The organism is Cupriavidus consociatus (assembly GCF_017814975.1).
Taxonomy (GTDB): Bacteria; Pseudomonadota; Gammaproteobacteria; order Burkholderiales; family Burkholderiaceae; genus Cupriavidus; species Cupriavidus consociatus.
On sequence record NZ_JAGIQA010000012.1, the window covers coordinates 47,307 to 65,535 of the forward strand.

An 18,229-nucleotide genomic window follows, 5' to 3' on the forward strand; every position below is an offset into this window, starting at 1 on the left:
CATATGTGGCGAGCGACGGTGGTTTCAAGGCCACGCGCCTCATCGCCTGTATCGGCGAGGCCATTGCCAGCATGCCCGAAAGCGCGCGAAAAGACTGTCAGAAAATGTCTATATGACTACGAGTGATTTTGTAGTGACTTTATATTCGTTTGGGTTGGATATCAATCGGGATACTCTGGTTCCACTTCGAAATCAGGAGAATCTGAACATGGCATTGCGTCTCGGCGATATCGCCCCGGACTTCGAGCAGGATTCGAGTGAAGGCCGCATCCGCTTCCACGAGTGGCTCGGTGACGGCTGGGGCGTGCTGTTCTCGCACCCGGCCGACTACACGCCGGTGTGCACCACCGAACTGGGCCTGACGGCAAAGCTGAAGGACGAGTTCGCGCGTCGCGGCGTGAAGGCGATCGCACTGTCGGTCGATGGCGTGGAATCGCACCACGGCTGGATCCGCGACATCAACGAGACCCAGTCGACCACGGTCAATTTCCCGATCCTGGCCGACGGCGACCGCAAGGTCTCGCAGCTGTACGACATGATCCATCCGAACGCCAGCGAGACCCTGACGGTGCGCTCGCTGTTCATCATCGATCCGAAGAAGAAGGTGCGCCTGATCATCACCTACCCGGCCAGCACGGGGCGCAATTTCAACGAGATCCTGCGCGTCATCGACTCGCTGCAGCTGACCGACAGCCATAGTGTGGCCACGCCCGGCAACTGGCAGCACGGCGACGATGTGGTGATCGTGCCCTCGCTGAAGGACGAGGCCGTGATCCGCGAGAAATTCCCGAAGGGCTACACGGCCGTGCGGCCGTACCTGCGGCTGACGCCGCAACCCGACAAGGCATGACGGCCAAATGAACGCGGCCCCGCATATTGCGGGGCCGGCGTCCGGAACAGGTGTTTTATCGACGGGGGCAGCCTCGCCGTCTCCTTGGTAGTGTGCTTGGCCCGGCTCTGCAGCCGGGCTTTTTTCATTTCAGGAGTTCCTGTCCGTCAGGGCGTGGTTCCGGAGGCTTCAGAAGAATGCCTGGAGGCCGGTCTGCGCGCGGCCCAGGATCAGCGCGTGGATGTCGTGCGTGCCTTCGTAGGTGTTGACCACTTCCAGGTTCACCACGTGGCGGATCACGCCGAATTCATCCGAGATGCCGTTGCCGCCGAGCATGTCGCGGGCCACGCGGGCGATGTCCAGCGACTTGCCACACGAATTGCGCTTCATGATCGAGGTGATTTCCACCGCGGCGGTGCCTTCGTCCTTCATGCGGCCCAGGCGCAGGCAGCCTTGCAGGCCCAGCGTGATCTCCGTCTGCATGTCGGCCAGCTTTTTCTGCACCAGCTGCGTCTGGGCCAGCGGGCGGCCGAACTGCTTGCGGTCCAGCGTGTACTGGCGGGCGGTGTGCCAGCAGAACTCGGCGGCGCCCAGCGCGCCCCAGGCGATGCCGTAGCGGGCCGAGTTCAGGCAGGTGAACGGGCCCTTCAGGCCCTTCACGCCCGGCATGATGTTTTCTTCCGGCACGAAGACCTGATCGAGGACGATTTCGCCGGTGATCGACGTACGCAGGCCGACCTTGCCGTGGATGGCCGGCGCGCTCAGGCCCTTCCAGCCCTTTTCGAGGATGAAGCCGCGGATGTCTTCCTTGCCGTCTTCGCCCGCCAGCTTGGCCCACACCACGAACACGTCGGCGATCGGCGAGTTGGTGATCCACATCTTGGCGCCGGTCAGCTCGTAGCCGCCGTCGACCTTCTTGGCGCGGGTCACCATCGAGCCCGGGTCGGAGCCGTGGTTCGGCTCGGTCAGGCCGAAGCAGCCGATCCATTCGCCGGTGGCCAGCTTGGGCAGGTATTTTTGCTTCTGCGCTTCGGTGCCGAATTCATAGATCGGCACCATCACCAGCGACGACTGCACGCTCATCATCGAGCGGTAGCCCGAATCGACGCGCTCCACTTCACGGGCGATCAGGCCATAGCTGACGTAGTTCAGGCCGGGGCCGCCGTATTGCTCGGGGATGGTCGGGCCGAGCAGGCCCAGTTCACCCATCTCGCGAAAGATCTCGACGTCGGTCTTCTCGTTGCGGAACGACTGCAGCACGCGCGGCATCAGCTTGTCCTGGCAGTACGCCGCGGAGGCGTCACGCACGGCGCGTTCGTCGGCGGTCAGTTGCTGGTCGAGCAGCAGGGGATCGGCCCAGTGGAATTCGGCGTTGGCAGCCATGCAGGTCTCCTTCGGTGGCGCGGCGGAAGCGGGCGTCTGGCGCGGGTGCTTCCGGAGTGTGGTTCGGTGATCGTTGGCGGAGGATTTTTTGGTTCCGCATTGCGGAACTGTGTTCCGTTGAATTAGTATATCGCAACGGGTCTGCCATGCAACAGGCAAAACCCCAAGCCACCTATGCCTTGTGCGATGAGCGGACAACCGCAGACCTGAGAGGAGCACATCTTGAACAGTCCGTCACTTTCGAACGGCGCACCGACGCCTGTGCGGGAGAGCGATCCCAATTTTGTCACCGCGCTGGCGCGCGGGCTCGAACTGCTGCGCTGTTTTCGTACCGGCGAAGCGATGCTTGGCAATCAGGATTTCGTGCGTCGCACCGGATTTCCCAAAGCCACGGTCAGCCGGCTGGCCGGCACGCTGGTGCAGCTGGGTTACCTGCGCTATGACGAAAGCCTGGGCAAGTACGCGCTCGATGCCGGGGTGCTGGCGCTGGGATACGCGTACCTGTCGGCTTCCGACGTGGTGACGCTGGCGCGGCCGCATATGCTGGCGTTCGCGCAGTCGTACGGCGTGTCGGTATCGCTTGGCAAGCGTGAGCGGATGGAGGTGATTTACCTCGAATCGATCCGCAATGACGCTGGCGTGATGCTGGGCCTGGGGGTGGGATCGCGGCTGTCGCTGGTGTCCAGTTCGATGGGACGGGCCTATCTGGCTGCGCTGCCTGCGCCGCGACGGGATCGGGTGCTGGCCGAGTTCAGCCAGGCGTTCCCGGAACAATGGAAGCAGCAGGAAGAGGCGATGCGGGTAGCGCTGGCCGATGCGCAGCAGCGGGGCTATGCGTCGTCATTCCGGGATTGGCATCCGGCGATTCATGCTTGCGCGGTGGCGTTCCGGCCCGTCGGGGAGAAGGATCTGCATATGTTGAGTTGCAGTGCTTCTTATGGCGCGGTGGAGGAAGAGGTTTTCCACCGGACGCTGGCGCCGGCGCTGGTGGCGCTGGCTGGGAGGTTGTCAAATGGGGTTTGAGGGCGGCCCGACGACTGGCTCTACTTCGTGGTGGCGCCGGCCCTCACCCTCAGCCCCTCTCCCGCAAGCGGGAGAGGGGAGCAAACAGGCGGGCAGGGACGGGCTTCAAAGATCCGTCCTCAACTTCCAAAGCTCCGGAAACAACACCACATCCAGCATCTTCCGCAAATAGCCGACGCCCTCGGTGCCGCCAGTGCCACGCTTGAACCCGATCACGCGCTCAACCGTAGTCACATGCCGGAACCGCCATTGCCGGAACGAATCCTCCAGGTCGACGAACTTCTCGCCAAGTTCATACAGTTCCCAATGCGCGGAAGGATTGCGATAGACCTCCAGCCAGGCCGCCTCAACGGAAGCGTTGTAGGCTGTAGGCTGCGTCCAGTCGCGCTCGACGCAGTCCGCATCAATGGCAAAACCACGCCGCGCCATCAGCCGGATCGCTTCATCATAAAGAGACGGAGTTTTCAGAGCTGTCTCCACCAGCGCCAGATGCTCGGCCCGATGCGCATGCGGCTTCAACATGGCCGCGTTCTTGTTGCCGAGGATGAATTCGATTTCCCGATACTGGTACGACTGGAAGCCAGATGACATCCCGAGGTAAGGCCGCATCGCCGAATACTCCGGCGGTGTCATCGTCGCCAGCACGTTCCACGCCTGCACCAGCTGGTCCATGATCCGCGATACGCGCGTCAGCATCTTGAATGCCGGCGGCAAGCTGTCGGTCTTGACCGATTCCCGCGCCGCGCGCAGCTCATGCAGCATCAGCTTCATCCACAGCTCGGTGGTCTGGTGCTGCACGATAAACAGCATCTCGTTATGGTCCGGCGACAGCGGGTGCTGCGCGCTCAGGATCTGGTCCAGGCCCAGATAATCGCCATAGCTCATGTCCTTGGCGAAATCCATCTGCGCGCCATGCCAGCCTTCGCCCTGCGATGCCGTTTGCGATGCCGTTTGCGATGCCGTTTGCGATGCTGTTTGCGATACGCTCGCCGCGCCCGAGAAAGGGCATCCCTTGATTTCACTCATGATGGAACTCCCGATCAGGTCACCTGGCCGCGCACCTGGAAGCGCGCATCGCGATACGTGCCGCTGTCCAGCACATCGCGCAGGATTTCCACCGCATCCCAGACTTCGGTGAAGCTGGTGTACAGCGGCGTGAAGCCGAAGCGCGCGATGCGTGGCTCGCGGTAGTCGCCGATGACGCCGCGCTCGATCAGGGCCTGCACCACTGCATAGCCTTCCGGATGCTCCCAGCTGACCTGGCTGCCGCGGCGCGCGTGCTCGCGCGGCGTGACCAGGGTAAGCGGATGCTGGCCGCAGCGTGCTTCCACCAGTTCGATAAAGAGGTCGGTCAGAAGCAGCGACTTGGCGCGCAGCACTTGCATGCTGGTCTGGGCATAGATGTCCAGCCCGCATTCGACCATCGCCAGCGACGTGACCGGCTGCGTGCCGCACAGGAAGCGGCGTACGCCTTCGACCGGGCGGTACTGCGGCTCCATCGCGAACGGCGCGGCATGGCCCCACCAGCCTGACAGCGGCTGCCAGAACGCATCGCGCAGCGCCGGCGCGACCCACACGAACGCGGGCGAGCCCGGGCCGCCGTTCAGGTACTTGTAGGTGCAGCCGATGGCGTAGTCGGCGCCGGATGCCTTCAGGTTGACCGGCACGGCGCCGGCCGAGTGGCACAGGTCCCACACGGTCAGCGCGCCGCGGGCATGGGCCAGTTCGGTGAGCGCGGCCATGTCGAGCATCTCGCCGCTCTTGTAGTTGACGTGCGTCAGCATCAGCACCGCGGTATCGGCGCCGACGGCGGCGTCGATCTCGGCCGGCGAGTCGACCAGGCGCAGCGAGTAGCCCTGCTGCAGCAGGTCGGCCAGGCCCTGGGCGATATAGAGGTCGGTCGGGAAGTTGCTGGATTCTGAGACGATCACCTTGCGCGCCGGATCGCGCGTCTGCTGCACGCGCAACGCGGCGGCGAGCACCTTGAACAGGTTGATCGAGGTGGTGTCGGTCACCACCACTTCATTCTCGCCGGCGCCGACCAGCGGGGCGAGCTTGTTGCCCAGCCGCTGCGGCAGTTCGAACCAGCCGGCGGTGTTCCAGCTGCGGATCAGGCCATCGCCCCATTCCTCGGCCACCACCTGGGCGGCGCGCGCGGCGGCGGCGCGCGGGCGGGCGCCGAGCGAGTTGCCGTCGAGGTAGATCACGCCCTCGGGCAGGGCGAACTGCTCGCGCAGGAGGCGCAGCGGGTCTTGCTGGTCGAGCCGTAGACAGTGCTCGCGGTCAATGGTCGTCATGTCTTGATATGGGTTTGCGGTGAAATTCCGAGGCGTTCAGTCCAGGCTGCGCAGCACGGCGCGCACCGGGCTGGCATCGAGCCCGGCAAGGCGCAGCGGCAGCGCGATCAGTTCGTAGTCGCCTTCGGCGACGTCGTCCAGCACGATGCCTTCCAGGATTGCCAGCCCATGCCGGCGCACGGCGCGGTGCGCGTCCATGGTCTTGGATTCCTGCGGATCGAGGGAAGGGGTGTCGATGCCGACTAGTTGCACCCCGTGCGATGCGAGCAGCGCGATGGTGTCGGCGGCGACGGCGCAGAAAGCGGGATCCCATTGCGCCAGCGGCGCCTGCCGGTAGGTGCGCAGCAGCACGCGCGGCGGCAGGTCCAGCAGCGCGTGTCCGATATGGCGGGGCTCCACCACCGGCGCTGCGCCGATGCAATGGATCACCCGGCAGGTGCCGAGGTAGGGGGCCAGCGGCACGTCGCCGATCGGTGCGCCATCGGCGGCGTAGTGCAGCGGCGCGTCGGCGTGGGCGCCGGTGTGCGGCGACAGCGTGATGCGGCCGACATTCACCGGGCAGTGTTCGTCCATCTGCCACGCGGACGCTTGCTGGAACGGTGTATCGCCGGGCCACACCGGGGTGGCCGGTGACAGCGGCGGGCTGATGTCCCACAGCCGGCGCGGGTCTTGTCTGGGGGCGGTCATGGAATGGGGCGGCGGTGCCGTCTTTTGTCTGCCTCGATGTCGGCATATTAGACAAATTCCCCGGGAAGAGGCTTGCGAAATGAGCGGTCCGGCACGTCATCTTTCGCATAAAATTCGAATATCCAACCATTCATCGCAGGAAATTCGAATGACCCTCGATCCCATCGATTTGCGCATTCTCGCGTGCCTGCAGGAGAACGGCCGCATCAGCAACCAGGACCTTGCCGACCGGGTGGCGCTTTCTCCTTCGGCATGCCTGCGCCGCGTGCGGCTGCTGGAAGAGTCGGGGGTGATCGGCGGCTACCGCGCCTGGTTCGATGCCGAGCAGCTCGGGCTGGAGCTGGAGGCCATCGTGCAGGTGTCGATGCGCCACGACGTGGAAGGCTGGCACGACACTTTTATCGCCGCGGTGCAGTCCTGGCCCGAAGTGCTGTCCGCCTACATCATCACCGGCGACAGCAACTACATCCTGCGCGTGCAGGCGCGCAACCTGAAGCACTACTCGGACTTCATCGTGAACCGGCTGTACCGCACCAAGGGCGTGATGGATATCCGCTCGAACATCGTGCTGCAGCGGATCAAGACCGACAGCTCGCCGCTGGCAATCCTGAAGGCGGCAGGGGAAGGCACCTAGCGCTGCGTGTGCAGCGCGATCAACTGCCGCAGCGTTTCCTTGAGCTGCGCCCCTTGATCGGGGCCGAAATCGTTCAGCACCGCGCGCTCATGCTGCGCGGCGCGCTCCAGCAGCGGTTGGGCCAGCGCCAGCCCGTGCGGCGTGATCGAGATCAGCGCATGGCGGCGGTCGGTGGTGCCGGCGGTACGCCTGACCAGCCCCTCGGCGGCCATGCGGTCGACCAGCTTGGTCAGCGTGGGCTGCTTGGTGAGCGTGATTTCGGCCAGCGCGCCGATGGTGCAGTCGGCGCGGTCGGCCAGCGTCGCCAGTACGCGCCATTCCGGCACGGACAGCCCGCGGGCCTCGACCTCGCGGTGGAATTCCCCGGAAATCAGATGGCTGGCGCGGGCCAGAAGGTAGGCCAGGTAGCCGTCGACGAAAGGCTGGTCCGCCATGATCGGGCCGCAGGCGCTCAGGGTTCGAGCGGGCTCGTGGTGGAGAACTGGCCGCCCTGGAATACCAGCGGGCCGTCGGGGCCGTCGAGCACGCCGCAGCGCTCGACCTCGCCGACGAAGATCACATGGTCGCCCTCGTCGTAGCGGCTGCGGTTATGGCATTCGAACCACGCCAGCGCGTTGGCCAGGATCGGCAGGCCGGTGGCCGACAGTCGGTAGTCGACGCCCGCGAAGCGATCGCCCTTCAGCGTGGCGAAGCGCTGGCACAGGTCCAGTTGCGATGCCGACAGCACATTGATGATGTAGTGGGTGCCGTCGCGGAACATCGGCAGGCTATTGGCGCGCGTGGCCATGCTCCACAGCACCAGCGGCGGATCCAGCGACACCGAGTTGAACGAACTGGCGGTGATGCCGATGAACGGCGGCGCGCCGGCCGCGACCGATTCGGCGCTGGCGCGCGTGGTGATCACCGTCACGCCGGTCGCGAATTGCGACAGCGTGCGGCGGAAGTGCTGCGCATCGAAGTCCGGTGCGGCGGCAACCTTGGTGATCCGTGGCTGGGCCTCAGGCATGCCCATGGGGGCTCCACTGGAGTTCATGAAATTTCATATATATTATTCGCGCCAGGGACTTCAACCAAGTCCGCTGGCACGCCGCCCTGCAGCGGTGCCGGTCGAGGCGCAAAAAACAGCGCGGCGCATGCCGCCACGATAACAAGCAGGAGGCAAGACATGCTCATCGAGCAGATCGAACACCGCTGGCTGGCGGCATTCCGCCGCACCCTGGAACTCTGTGCCCTGCAGGGCGCGGAAGTCGTTGGAATTGTAACGGAGTCGCAATCCCGCCCTGTCAACGTGGCCTTGGCCGAGCTGGCGGTGCAGTCGCTGGGCGCCACGCCAGTACGGATCCAGGTGCCGACGCCGGCACTCAGTGCGCCGGCTCCGGTGCGCTCGACGGGCGCCAGCGATGCGCTGCAAAACCTCGCTCCGGTCGTCGCCGCGCTGTCCCGCTGCCACCTGGTGCTCGACTGCACCGTCGAAGGCCTGCTGCACGCCCCCGAGTTGCCGCTGATCCTGCGCGGCGCCGACGGCGTGCTGCCGCGCATGCTGATGGTCAGCAACGAACACCCGGAGATCCTCGAACGCTGCCAGCCCGACCCGGCGCTGGAAGGCACGGTGCGCGCCGCGATGAAGCGCCTGCGCGGCGCGAAGGAAATGCGCGTGCATTCCGCCGCGGGCACCGAGTTGCGCATCGGCCTGGCCGACGCCCGCGTGGGCGGCGTCTGGGGCTTCTGCAACAAGCCGGGACAGGTCTCGCACTGGCCGGGTGGGCTGTGCCTGGCGTTCCCGGCAAGCCGCCAGGTCAACGGCACGCTGGTGCTGGCACCGGGCGACGTCAACCTGACCTTCAAGACTTACCTGCGCGACACCGTGGTCTGCCATATCGAGGACGACTACATCGTCGCCGTCGAAGGGCAGGGCGTCGACGCCGACATGATGCGCGGCTATTACCAGGCCTGGGCCGATCGCGAGGGCACGCGCGACGCCTACGCGGTCTCGCACGTCGGCTGGGGCCTGAACCGGGCGGCGCGCTGGGACGCGCTCGCCTTCTACGACAAGCGCGACTGCAACGGCACCGAGCTGCGCGCGTTCGGCGGCAACTTCCTGTTCTCCACGGGCGCCAACGAGGTCGCGGACCGTCACACGCTGGGCCATTTCGACCTGCCGCTGCGCAACTGCACGGTCTCGCTCGACGGCCGCAATGAAGTCGAGGCAGGCCAGCTGGTGGAGGTGCCGGCATGAGCGTGCCCACCCTCCATAAGCACCCCAATGGCATCGCCACGCTGGAGTGGGGCGAGGGCCCGGTGGCAGTGGTGATGCTGCACGGCATCGGCGGCGGCAAGGCCGCGTGGCCGGCGCAGGGCGAAGCGCTGGCGCAGGCGGGCTACCGCGCGCTGGCGTGGGACATGCCCGGCTATGGCGACAGCGCCATGATCGATCCCTATGACTTCGACGGCCTGGCACGCGCGCTGGCGCCGCTGCTGCAGGCCGAGCGAGAAGCCGGCCGGCGCGTGGTGCTGCTCGGCCACAGCATGGGCGGCATGGTGGCGCAGCAGGCGTATGCCGCCACGCCGGCGCTGGTGGACGGCATGGTGCTGTCCGGCACCTCGCCCGCATTCGGCAAGGGCGACGGGCCGTGGCAGCGCGAGTTCGTCGCCGCGCGCACCGCGCCGCTGGACGCTGGCAAGACCATGGCCGAGATGGCGGTGGGACTGGTGCGCACGATGGTGGCGCCGGATGCCGAGGCGCCCGCGGTGGCCAACGCTACGAGCGTGATGGCGGCCGTGTCCGCGCCCACCTACCGCGCCGCGCTGGGTGCGCTGGTGCGCTTCAACCTGCGCGACGCACTGCCGCACATCGCCGTGCCGGTGCTGGCGCTGGCCGGCCAGCACGACACCAACGCCTCGCCCGAAGTCATGCAGCGCATGGCGCAGCGCATCCCCGGCGCCGAATACCACTGCCTGCCCGATGTCGGCCATCTGGCCTGCATGGAGCGGCCGGCGGCCTTCAACGCTCCCGTACTCGCTTTCCTCCAGCGGCATTTCCCGGTGCGCTGACGCGCATGCCGGTCCTGAAGTCCCTGAAAACCAGAATCAACGGCCCGGGTCAAATCGACCGGCGCCAAGGAGACCGCGACATGCCTTCCGGCCAGCTCGACTTCATTCCTGCCGTCGGTACGGCGGATTTCACCCCGCGCCAGGCGCGCCTGCTGGCGCTGGCCAACCGCCTGGGCCGCGAACGCTTCGCCGCGCGCGCCGCCACCTGGGACCGCGAAGCCAGCTTTCCTTTCGCCAACTACGATGATCTGCGCGAAACCGGCCTGCTGGCGCTATGCGTGCCGGAAGCGTTCGGCGGCGAAGGCGCGGACTTCGCCACCTATTGCATGGTGGGCGCCGAGATCGGCCGCTTCTGCGGCGCGACGGCGCTGACGTACAACATGCATATCTGCTCGACCATGTGGACCGGCACGCTGTCCGATGGCATCGAGATGACGCCCGGACAGCGCGCCGAGCACGAGACCCGCCGCGCCCTGCATTTCGCGCGCGTGGTGCGCGACGGCGCGGTCTACGCGCAGCCTTTCTCCGAAGGCTCGGCCGCGGCCGCCGGCAAGGCGCCGTTCGGCACCACCGCGCGCAAGGTCGAAGGCGGCTGGGTGCTGAACGGCCGCAAGATCTTCGCCTCGCTGTCTGGCGCCGCCGACTACTACGGCATCCTCTGCACCGAGGATCGCGGCGACCAGCATCCCGACATGCGCGATACCCTCTATATCGCCGTGCCGGGCAAGGCCGACGGCCTCACCGTCACCGGGGAATGGGACCCGATGGGCATGCGCGGCACGGTCTCGCGCACGCTGCTGCTCAAGGACGTGTTCGTGCCCGACCAGGAGCAGCTGATGCCGCGCGGCGTCTACTACCGCGCCGCGCAGACCTGGCCAGCGATGTTCTTCACGCTGTCGCCGACCTATCTCGGCGTGGCGCAGGCCGCCTATGACTTCACCGTGCAGTACCTGCGCGGCGAGGTGCCGGGCCAGCCGCCGGTCAAGCGCCGCATGTACCCGACCAAGCAGATCGCAGTGGCGCAGATGCGCATCCAGCTGGAGAGCATGCGCTCGATCTTCTGGCGCGTGATCCACGAGGCCAGGCCCAACCCGTCCAAGGACGAGCGCCTGCGCCTGTACGCCGCGCACTACACCGTGATGGAAGGCGCCAACGATATCGCGCGGCTGGCGATCCGTACCTGCGGCGGGCAGTCGATGCTCAAGGACCTGCCGCTGGAGCGCCTGTACCGCGATTCGCGCTGCGGCGCGCTGATGCTGCCGTGGACCGCCGAGCTGATCCTGGACCGCATGGGCCGCGAAACGCTGTACGAATCCGGCGAGCGCGACGAATGAGCGGCGCCCGCCTTGGGCCCTCGCGTCCCGGTGCCGCCGGACTCGGCGCGCTGCCGGCCATGCTGTGGGCGCACGCCGAAGCGGCGCCGCAGCGGCTCGCGCTGCATTACCTCGGCCGCACCTTCAGCTACGGCAAGCTGTGGCGCCGCATGGAGCGCGCCAGCGCCCACCTGGTGGCGACATGGAGCATCCGCCCGGGCGACCGCGTCGGCACGCTGTGCCTGAACCATGAATTGCAGCTGGTGCTGCTGTTCGCCTGCGCGCGGGTCGGGGCAATGTTCGTGCCGCTGAACTACCGGCTCGCCGCGGCCGAGCTGCGCGCCATCGTCGGCCATGCGCGGCTGGCGCTGCTGTTTCACGATGACGCGCATGCCGCGCTGGCGCTGGAAGCAGCCGACGGCCTGTGCCGGCTGGCGCATCTGGAACGGATCATCGGCCACCCGGCGCCGGCCGTCGCCAGCTTTCCGCACGTTGCCGGCGACGCGCCCCTGTTGCTGGCCTATACCTCGGGCACCACCGGCAAGCCCAAGGGCGCCGTGCATACCCAGGCCGGGCTGCTGGCCAATGCGCGGGCCAGCTGGTGGGCGCACGGCATGACGCAGGCCGACCACGTGCTGTCGGTGTTGCCGGCGTTCCATGTCGGCGGCCTGTGCATCCAGACGCTGCCGGCGCTGCTGGCCGGTGCGCAGGTGACGCTGCATGACCGCTTCGCGCCCGGCGCGTGGCTGGCGTCGGTCGCGCAAGCGCGCCCGAGCCTGTCGCTGATGGTGCCGGCCACGCTGCGCGCGGTGCTGGAGCATCCCGGCTGGGATGGCGCCGACCTGTCGACGCTGCGCGGCGTGATGGCCGGTTCCTCGACGATCCCCCGGTCGTATATCGACGCGTTCCACGCGCGTGGCGTGCCGCTCGGCCAGGTCTATGGCGCGACCGAGACCGGGCCGGTGTCGGTGGTGCTGAAGCTGGAACACGCCATGGCGCGGCCCGGCCATGCCGGCTGGCCGGTGCCGGAGGTGACAGTGCGGCTGGCTGGCCCCGATGGCGCCGAGGTGGCGCAGGGCGAAGTCGGCGAATTGTGGGTGCGGGGCGCCAACGTCATGGCCGGATACTGGAACGAGCCCGACGATGGCCTGCCTGGCGGCTGGTTCCGCTCCGGCGACCTGGCCCACCGCGATGCCGACGGCTGCATCGAGGTGGTTGGCCGGAGCAAGGACATGATCATTTCCGGCGGCGAAAACATCTATCCGGCAGAGATTGAAAACGTGCTGCTCGGCCTGCCCGGGGTGCAGGAGTGCGCGGTGGTGGGGGTAACCGATGGGCGCTGGGGCGAGGTGCCGGTGGCGGTGATCGTGCCGGCGCCGGGCGCCGACCGCGCGCCGCTGGCCCAGGCGCCAGTACGCGAGGCGCTGGCCGCCCGTATCGCCCGCTTCAAGCTGCCGCGGGAGGTGGTGCTGCTCGATGACCTGCCGCGCAGCGCGCTGGGCAAGGTGATGAAGCCCCAGCTGCGGGCGCTGCTGGAATCGCAACGCCAATCCGGCTGACACGGCAGTCCGGCCGCATGGCCGATGCGCGCGCGCCCGTCTGCGCTTATGCTTGAGGTCCGTGACACCGGACAACCAATTACATAGGCATACATCAGGCAAGGGAGCGGCGCACATGGAACATCGATTGGATACGGCCACGCTGGGCGGCGGGTGCTTCTGGTGCCTGGAGGCGGTCTACCAGCAGGTCAAGGGGGTAGTCGCGGTGGAGTCGGGCTATACCGGCGGCCATGTGGATCACCCGACCTACCAGCAGGTGTGCGAAGGCGATACCGGCCATGCCGAAGTGGTGCGCGTCACTTTCGACCCCTCCGTGATCACTTTCCGCGAGATCGTCGAGATCTTCTTTGCCATCCACGATCCGACCACGCCGGACCGGCAGGGCAACGACGTCGGGCCGCAGTACCGCTCGGTGATCTTCACGCACTCGGAAGCGCAGCGCGCCGTCGCCGAGTACGTGATGCGCGAGCTGGCCGCGGCCAAGGTCTTCGACGCGCCGATCGTCACCCAGGTCGAGCCCGAGCAGCCATACTGGCGCGCGGAAGAGGGCCACCAGAACTACTTCCAGGACCACCCGAGCCAGGGCTACTGCGCCTTCGTGATCTCGCCCAAGCTGGCCAAGTTCCGCAAGCAGTTCGCCGCCAAGCTGCGGGTGTAGCGGACGCCTACAGCCGTGCGGCGATGGCCTCGGCCAGCCGCACGATGCTCAGCGGCGCGCAGCCCTCGGCATTGTTGCTGACGATGACGATGGCAGGCTGGCCGGCGCGCAGGGTAGGCGCCACGACGTCAGCGATGGCGTCGCGCGTGCCCGGATCGTCATCGACGGTGCGGTCGAACGGCGTGTAAAGCTTCTCGGCATACGCGTACGGCCGGCCCGCATGCAGCATCCAGCGCAGCAGCAGCGGCCCGGGGCCGGCTTCGTCCATCAAGGCCTGCGCAGCCGCCTGGCGCGGCACCGCCGGCAGCCGGTCGCGCGCCGACAGGCAGAAGCGCGCGCCGTGGCGTCGCAGCAGCTTGATGTAGCGCGGTGTCAGCAGCGCAGGGTCGCGCAGCTCGACGGCATAGCAGGCATGCGGCGTGATGGACGGGTCCAGCGGCGGCAGCGCACGCAGGAACGCGTCGAGCCGCTCCAGGAATACGCCGCTGTCCGCCAGCCTGCCCATCGGCGACAGCTGGAACAGCAGCGGCCCGCATTTGCCGCCGAGGCCGGCGGTCGCCGGGGCGATGAAGTCGCGCACCGCGATCTCCGCATCCAGGAATGCCGCATTGGCGAGCCGGCCGGCGCCGTCCGTACCGCGCAGCCAGGCGTCGCAGACGCTGGCTGGCGCCTTGACCACGAAACGGAAGCCGTCCGGCACTTGCGCCGCGTAGGAGAGGTAGTCCGCCAGCGGGATCGGCCCGTAGAAGCCGCGATCGATCCCGGCCGCGCGCAGCAGCGGATGGCGCGAGTACGCGGCCAGCCCCTTGCGCGACAGCATGCTGTCGCCGTACTCGCCGTCATAGACCAGCTTGTTCCAGCCGGGGTATGCCCACGACGAGGTGCCCAAATAAAGGTTGGCGGGCAGGCGCGCCGACAGTGCGCGCAGTGCCTCGTCCACCGGCGCGGGTTGCACGCCCTGGGTGCGGACAGACTTAGCGGGAGGGGCGGGGGCTTGTTGCGGGGCGGGCACGGGCAGCCCGCTAAACAGGTCTTCGGTCAATCGGTCAATCGGTTTGGTATCGTTCAGTCGTTGCGCCCGATGGGCTGCCCATAGATATAGCGGCGCGACCACGGCACCGTGCCCGACGACAGCCCGGCCTTGTGGCAGACCACCTGGTAGATCGACATCTTGTCGGTCTCGAAGGCATGCGAGCAGCCGGCCAGGTAGACGCGCCAGATGCGGTACTTCTTCTCGCCAACCATATCACGGATGGTTTCGCCCTTCGCCTCGAAATTATCGGCCCAGTGGCGCAGCGTCTGCGCGTAGTGGCGGCGCAGCAGTTCCACGTCGAACGCTTCCAGGCCGCCTTGCTCCAGTGTCTTCAGTACCAGCCCGATGTGCGGCAGTTCTCCTTGCGGGAACACGTAGCGGTCCATGAACTCAGCGCCGTCCATCGGCGTCTGGCCGTTGTCGGGATCGGGCGAGGTGATGCCGTGGTTCATCGCGTAGCCGTCATCGGCCAGCAGTTCGCGCATGCGGCGGAAGTACCCGGGCAGGTTTTCCTTGCCCACATGCTCGAACATGCCGACGCTGGTGATGCGGTCGAAGGCGCCGGTGGTGTCGCGGTAATCCTGCAGCCGGATCTCGATGCGGTCGGACAGTCCTGCCGCCTTGACGCGCTCGGTGGCCAGCTCGAACTGGTTCTGCGACAGCGTGATGCCCACGCAGCGCGCCCCGTATTTCTGCGCGGCGCGCAGCACCAGCGCGCCCCAGCCGCAACCGATATCCAGCAGCGTCTGCCCCGGCTGCAGCTGGATCTTGGTCAGGATATGGTCGATCTTCTTGAGCTGCGCAGTGGCCAGGTCCTCGTCGCCGTTCTCGAAATAGGCGCACGAATACACCATGTTGGGATCGAGCCAGAGCTTGTAGAAGTCGTTGGAGACATCGTAGTGATACTGGATCGATTCCCTGTCTTCCTGCTTGGTGTGCGAGAAATGCTGCGCCACCCTGGCCAGCGCGCCGCCGGCCCGCCGCCTGGCGGCCGCCGACATGCCGTAGCCCACCTTGATGATGTCGGCCAGCCGCCCGTCGAAATCGATCTTGCCCTGCACGTAGGCCTCGCCCAGGTTGTCGAGGCTCGGCGTCAGCAGCAGCGGCAGTGCCGCGGCCTCGCGCACGGTCAGCGTGACCTGCGGCTTGTCGAAATGGCCAAGGGCATATTCGGTGCCATTCCACAGGCGCAAGCAGACCGGCAGGTTGGCATTGTCACGCAGGTCGGCGATCCAGCTGTCGAGTTGCTTTTCCAGGGCTTGCTTGAAAAACATGCGCTTTACCTCCCGATGGTTGCGGCACGCGCTCGACCGATCCTCCGGACAAGGCAGGTACTGCCCCGAGCCTTGACCCGAGTCCGTCGCGAGCGCTTGCGTAAAATTCACCAAGCGACGCCAGTCCCACTTTAGTCGAATTCCGCGGGCAGTGCAGCGCACCCTCGGGAAGCCCCCGGGACAGACCCGTTCGGACCTCCGGTGGCCAGCGCGTCAGGGCGACAGGCGCACGATCTGCCAGGCTCCGCCTGGGTGGACGCGATAGACGATGCGGTCATGCAGGCGCGACGGACGCCCCTGCCAGAACTCCAGTGCGGTCGGCACCAGCCGGTAGCCGCCCCAGTGCGGCGGGCGCGGCGGGTTGTCGCCGAACTTGCTGCGGTATTCCTGCTCGCGCTGCTCCAGCACGTCGCGGCCGGGCACTTCGCGGCTTTGTTCGGAAGCCCACGCGCCCACGCGCGAGCCGAGGGGGCGCGAGGCGAAATAGACGTCGCTCTCGTCGTCGGCAACTTTTTCAACAATGCCTTCCACGCGCACCTGGCGCTCCAGCTGCACCCAGTGGAACAGCAGCGCGGCGCGCGGGTTTGCCGCCAGGTCCAGCCCTTTGCGGCTCTCGTAGTTGGTGAAGAAGGTGAAACCGCGGTCGTCAATGCCCTTGAGCAGCACGATGCGTGCCGAGGGCTGGCCATCGCCGCTGACGGTGGCCAGCGTCATGGCATTGGGTTCGGGCAGCTTGGCCGTGACCGCCTCGTCGAACCAGCGCTTGAACTGGCTCATCGGATCGGGGGCCACGTCGGTTTCGGACAGCGAGCCCAGGACATAGGTACGGCGGAGGTCGGCGAGTTGAGTCATGTCGCAATCATCGGAGAATCGGTCGGGATGCGCGGCGAGCCCGGGGGCGAGGGCGCAGGTCCGGCTGATTCGAGTATAGCGAATGCTTCGCGGGCCGCATTTGCGCGTCGGCAAGGCGTGCCGGCGGCGTCACAACAGGTAGGGGTTCACGCCGGTGGCAGCGTCCTGCGTCCCTGGCGCCGCGAGTAGTATCCGGCCGCGCCCATGGCGCCGGCCATCGACAGGAAGATCGGCAGCATGCCCAGCGCCGTGCCGACCACGCCGAAGGTCAGCGGCCATACCACCTGGCTGGTATTGAGCACCGCCGAGCGCAGCCCCAGCGCCTCGCCGGCGCGGCCGTGCGGCGATACCGTGTGCAGGATGTTCATGACATTGGGCTGCGCGCTGCCCAGCGCCAGCCCGAGCACGAAGGCCAGCCCGCACATCAGCCAGAAGTGCGTGACGAACGGGTAGACCAGGTAGGCCAGCGCCCCCACCAGCAGCGCGGTGCGGATGATCTTCCACTCCGACAGGCGGCGCGACACGATCGGCATCGCCACGCGGATGATCAGGGTCGCCATGGCAAAGGCGCCCAGCACCCAGCCGATCGATGACGGCGACAGCCCGATGCGCGAGCCCTGGATCGGGATCAGGAAGGCATGCAGGTCCCATGCCGCCGACAGCACCGCGCTGGCAATAAAGACGGCGCGCAGCTCGGGATACTGCAGCAGGTCAAGGGTCGAACGGCGGCTGCCGTCCTCGATGGCAATGCGGCTGGCATTGCCACCCTGCGCCGGCAGGCGCGGGCGCACCCACTGCAGGCCGGCCTGGCCGACCAGCGCCACCGCGACCAGCACGGCAAAGGCGGGGCGGAAACCGGCATGCTCGATGACGTAGCCCATCGCCACCGGCCCCAGCGTACCCGACACCGACAGCCCGAGCGCATGCCAGGTGTAGTTGCGCAGCCGCGTGTCGTTGGTCGAGACCTGGCCGATCAGCAGCTGCATTGCCACCTGGACCAGCATGAAGCCCACGCCGATCAGCGCGCACGACAGGTACAGCGCATCCAGTTCATGCCACACCGCGGGCAGCAGCGTGCCGGCCACTACCATCAGCGAGCCGGCGGTCATCGGCTTGCGCGGGCCGATCTCGTCGATGCGCTTGCCGGCGCGGATGGCCAGCAGCATCGGCAGCAGCGCATACAGCGACATCAGCACGCCGAGCGTGACGGTGGAAGCCTTGAGGGAAATCGCGAACAGCGACACCACCACGCGGCTGGCGTTGAATGCCACGTGGTTGCACACCGTCAGCGCGATCAGCCAGGTGATCGGCGGGACGGCAGCGTGCGGCAGCGACATGGGGGCGGGCGAGTGGTGTCGTGGAACCGCGCTCATGCGTGGCCGGGGCCGTGCCGAGGCGGATAACAAAACGAAAACAAGCGGAAACAAAGGGCGGCCACAGCCGCGCCTTCCGAAGGATGCAAACGGACGAACCGCATCGCATCCGATGCTTGCCATGCTTAAACTTCTTGTAAATGGCCGTTTAATTATGCGCCGCGCGTGGGCGAGTTACAACGGCAATCTGCGACAGGAAGTCGCAGCGAGCGGAAGTGTTGCGGTTTCGCTTCAGACAACTGCAGACATGTCGCCGGGCGGCG

General features: G+C 67.0%; 18 protein-coding genes. 8 read left to right on the forward strand and 10 right to left on the reverse strand.

All coding sequences use genetic code 11. From position 1 onward, the window contains the following. The first annotated feature begins 208 nt into the window (after positions 1 to 208). Entirely contained in the window at positions 209 to 850 is a 642-nt protein-coding gene (locus J8I82_RS17595; RefSeq protein WP_209759729.1) for a peroxiredoxin, read from the forward strand. A gap of 168 nt (positions 851 to 1,018) precedes the next feature. On the opposite strand, the gene J8I82_RS17600 is transcribed toward J8I82_RS17595, so the two are convergent. After that, positions 1,019 to 2,212, reverse strand: a complete 1,194-nt coding sequence (locus J8I82_RS17600) for an acyl-CoA dehydrogenase (RefSeq protein WP_209759731.1) — start codon at positions 2,210 to 2,212, stop codon at positions 1,019 to 1,021. Between the two features lie 222 nt (positions 2,213 to 2,434). Between J8I82_RS17600 and J8I82_RS17605 the strand changes: the two genes are divergently transcribed. After that, on the forward strand, positions 2,435 to 3,235 hold the full coding sequence (locus J8I82_RS17605; protein ID WP_209759733.1) for an IclR family transcriptional regulator: 801 nt from the start codon (positions 2,435 to 2,437) through the stop codon (positions 3,233 to 3,235). Positions 3,236 to 3,340: 105 nt separating this feature from the next. Here J8I82_RS17605 and kynA read toward each other — a convergent pair whose 3' ends face one another. Genes kynA through kynB form a run of 3 tightly spaced genes read right to left on the reverse strand, consistent with a single transcriptional unit; the run spans position 3,341 to position 6,219 of the window. Next, positions 3,341 to 4,261, reverse strand: a complete 921-nt coding sequence (gene kynA, locus J8I82_RS17610; protein ID WP_209759735.1) for a tryptophan 2,3-dioxygenase — start codon at positions 4,259 to 4,261, stop codon at positions 3,341 to 3,343. A gap of 14 nt (positions 4,262 to 4,275) precedes the next feature. Beyond that, the gene (kynU, locus tag J8I82_RS17615) at positions 4,276 to 5,532 is read right to left on the reverse strand and encodes a kynureninase (protein ID WP_209759737.1); all 1,257 of its coding nucleotides are present in this window, start codon (positions 5,530 to 5,532) and stop codon (positions 4,276 to 4,278) included. Positions 5,533 to 5,568: 36 nt separating this feature from the next. Then, entirely contained in the window at positions 5,569 to 6,219 is a 651-nt protein-coding gene (gene kynB, locus J8I82_RS17620; RefSeq protein WP_209759739.1) for an arylformamidase, read from the reverse strand. 148 nt (positions 6,220 to 6,367) lie between these two features. Between kynB and J8I82_RS17625 the strand changes: the two genes are divergently transcribed. Beyond that, the gene (locus J8I82_RS17625) at positions 6,368 to 6,853 is read left to right on the forward strand and encodes an Lrp/AsnC family transcriptional regulator (protein ID WP_209759741.1); all 486 of its coding nucleotides are present in this window, start codon (positions 6,368 to 6,370) and stop codon (positions 6,851 to 6,853) included. Here J8I82_RS17625 and J8I82_RS17630 read toward each other — a convergent pair. Together J8I82_RS17630 and J8I82_RS17635 are read right to left on the reverse strand one after the other, a co-directional pair. Further along, positions 6,850 to 7,287 carry a MarR family winged helix-turn-helix transcriptional regulator gene (locus tag J8I82_RS17630; protein WP_209759742.1) on the reverse strand — a complete coding sequence of 146 codons (438 nt, stop codon included), beginning with the start codon at positions 7,285 to 7,287 and terminating at the stop codon, positions 6,850 to 6,852. The two genes, J8I82_RS17625 and J8I82_RS17630, sit on opposite strands and share 4 nt — an antisense overlap. A 17-nt stretch (positions 7,288 to 7,304) precedes the next feature. Further along, the gene (locus J8I82_RS17635) at positions 7,305 to 7,865 is read right to left on the reverse strand and encodes a flavin reductase family protein (RefSeq protein WP_209760027.1); all 561 of its coding nucleotides are present in this window, start codon (positions 7,863 to 7,865) and stop codon (positions 7,305 to 7,307) included. Between the two features lie 153 nt (positions 7,866 to 8,018). Between J8I82_RS17635 and J8I82_RS17640 the strand changes: the two genes are divergently transcribed. From J8I82_RS17640 to msrA, 5 genes are all read left to right on the forward strand, one after another. Then, entirely contained in the window at positions 8,019 to 9,089 is a 1,071-nt protein-coding gene (locus J8I82_RS17640; protein WP_209759745.1) for a 2,5-dihydroxypyridine 5,6-dioxygenase NicX family protein, read from the forward strand. Further along, positions 9,086 to 9,904, forward strand: a complete 819-nt coding sequence (locus J8I82_RS17645; protein ID WP_209759747.1) for an alpha/beta fold hydrolase — start codon at positions 9,086 to 9,088, stop codon at positions 9,902 to 9,904. The genes J8I82_RS17640 and J8I82_RS17645 overlap by 4 nt, the downstream gene beginning before the upstream one ends. Before the next feature lie 80 nt (positions 9,905 to 9,984). Then, entirely contained in the window at positions 9,985 to 11,238 is a 1,254-nt protein-coding gene (locus J8I82_RS17650; RefSeq protein ID WP_209759749.1) for an acyl-CoA dehydrogenase family protein, read from the forward strand. Continuing rightward, positions 11,235 to 12,776, forward strand: coding sequence for a class I adenylate-forming enzyme family protein (locus J8I82_RS17655; RefSeq protein WP_209759751.1), 1,542 nt, complete (start codon positions 11,235 to 11,237; stop codon positions 12,774 to 12,776). The genes J8I82_RS17650 and J8I82_RS17655 overlap by 4 nt, the downstream gene beginning before the upstream one ends. Positions 12,777 to 12,891: 115 nt before the next feature. Continuing rightward, a complete protein-coding gene (msrA, locus tag J8I82_RS17660; RefSeq protein ID WP_209759753.1) occupies positions 12,892 to 13,434 on the forward strand; it encodes a peptide-methionine (S)-S-oxide reductase MsrA in 543 nt (180 codons plus the stop codon). A gap of 7 nt (positions 13,435 to 13,441) precedes the next feature. On the opposite strand, the gene J8I82_RS17665 is transcribed toward msrA, so the two are convergent. The 4 genes from J8I82_RS17665 to J8I82_RS17680 form a co-directional block, all read right to left on the reverse strand. After that, entirely contained in the window at positions 13,442 to 14,476 is a 1,035-nt protein-coding gene (locus J8I82_RS17665) for a DUF72 domain-containing protein (RefSeq protein ID WP_209759755.1), read from the reverse strand. A 23-nt stretch (positions 14,477 to 14,499) separates the two neighbouring features. Further along, positions 14,500 to 15,741, reverse strand: coding sequence for an SAM-dependent methyltransferase (locus tag J8I82_RS17670; RefSeq protein WP_209759757.1), 1,242 nt, complete (start codon positions 15,739 to 15,741; stop codon positions 14,500 to 14,502). 213 nt (positions 15,742 to 15,954) lie between these two features. Then, complete coding sequence (gene pdxH / locus J8I82_RS17675) at positions 15,955 to 16,593, reverse strand: pyridoxamine 5'-phosphate oxidase (RefSeq protein WP_209759759.1); 639 nt, start codon at positions 16,591 to 16,593, stop codon at positions 15,955 to 15,957. 146 nt (positions 16,594 to 16,739) lie between these two features. Beyond that, positions 16,740 to 17,930 (reverse strand): MFS transporter, encoded by a 1,191-nt coding sequence (locus tag J8I82_RS17680; protein WP_209760029.1) that lies wholly within the window; start codon positions 17,928 to 17,930, stop codon positions 16,740 to 16,742. Positions 17,931 to 18,229 lie beyond the last annotated feature (299 nt).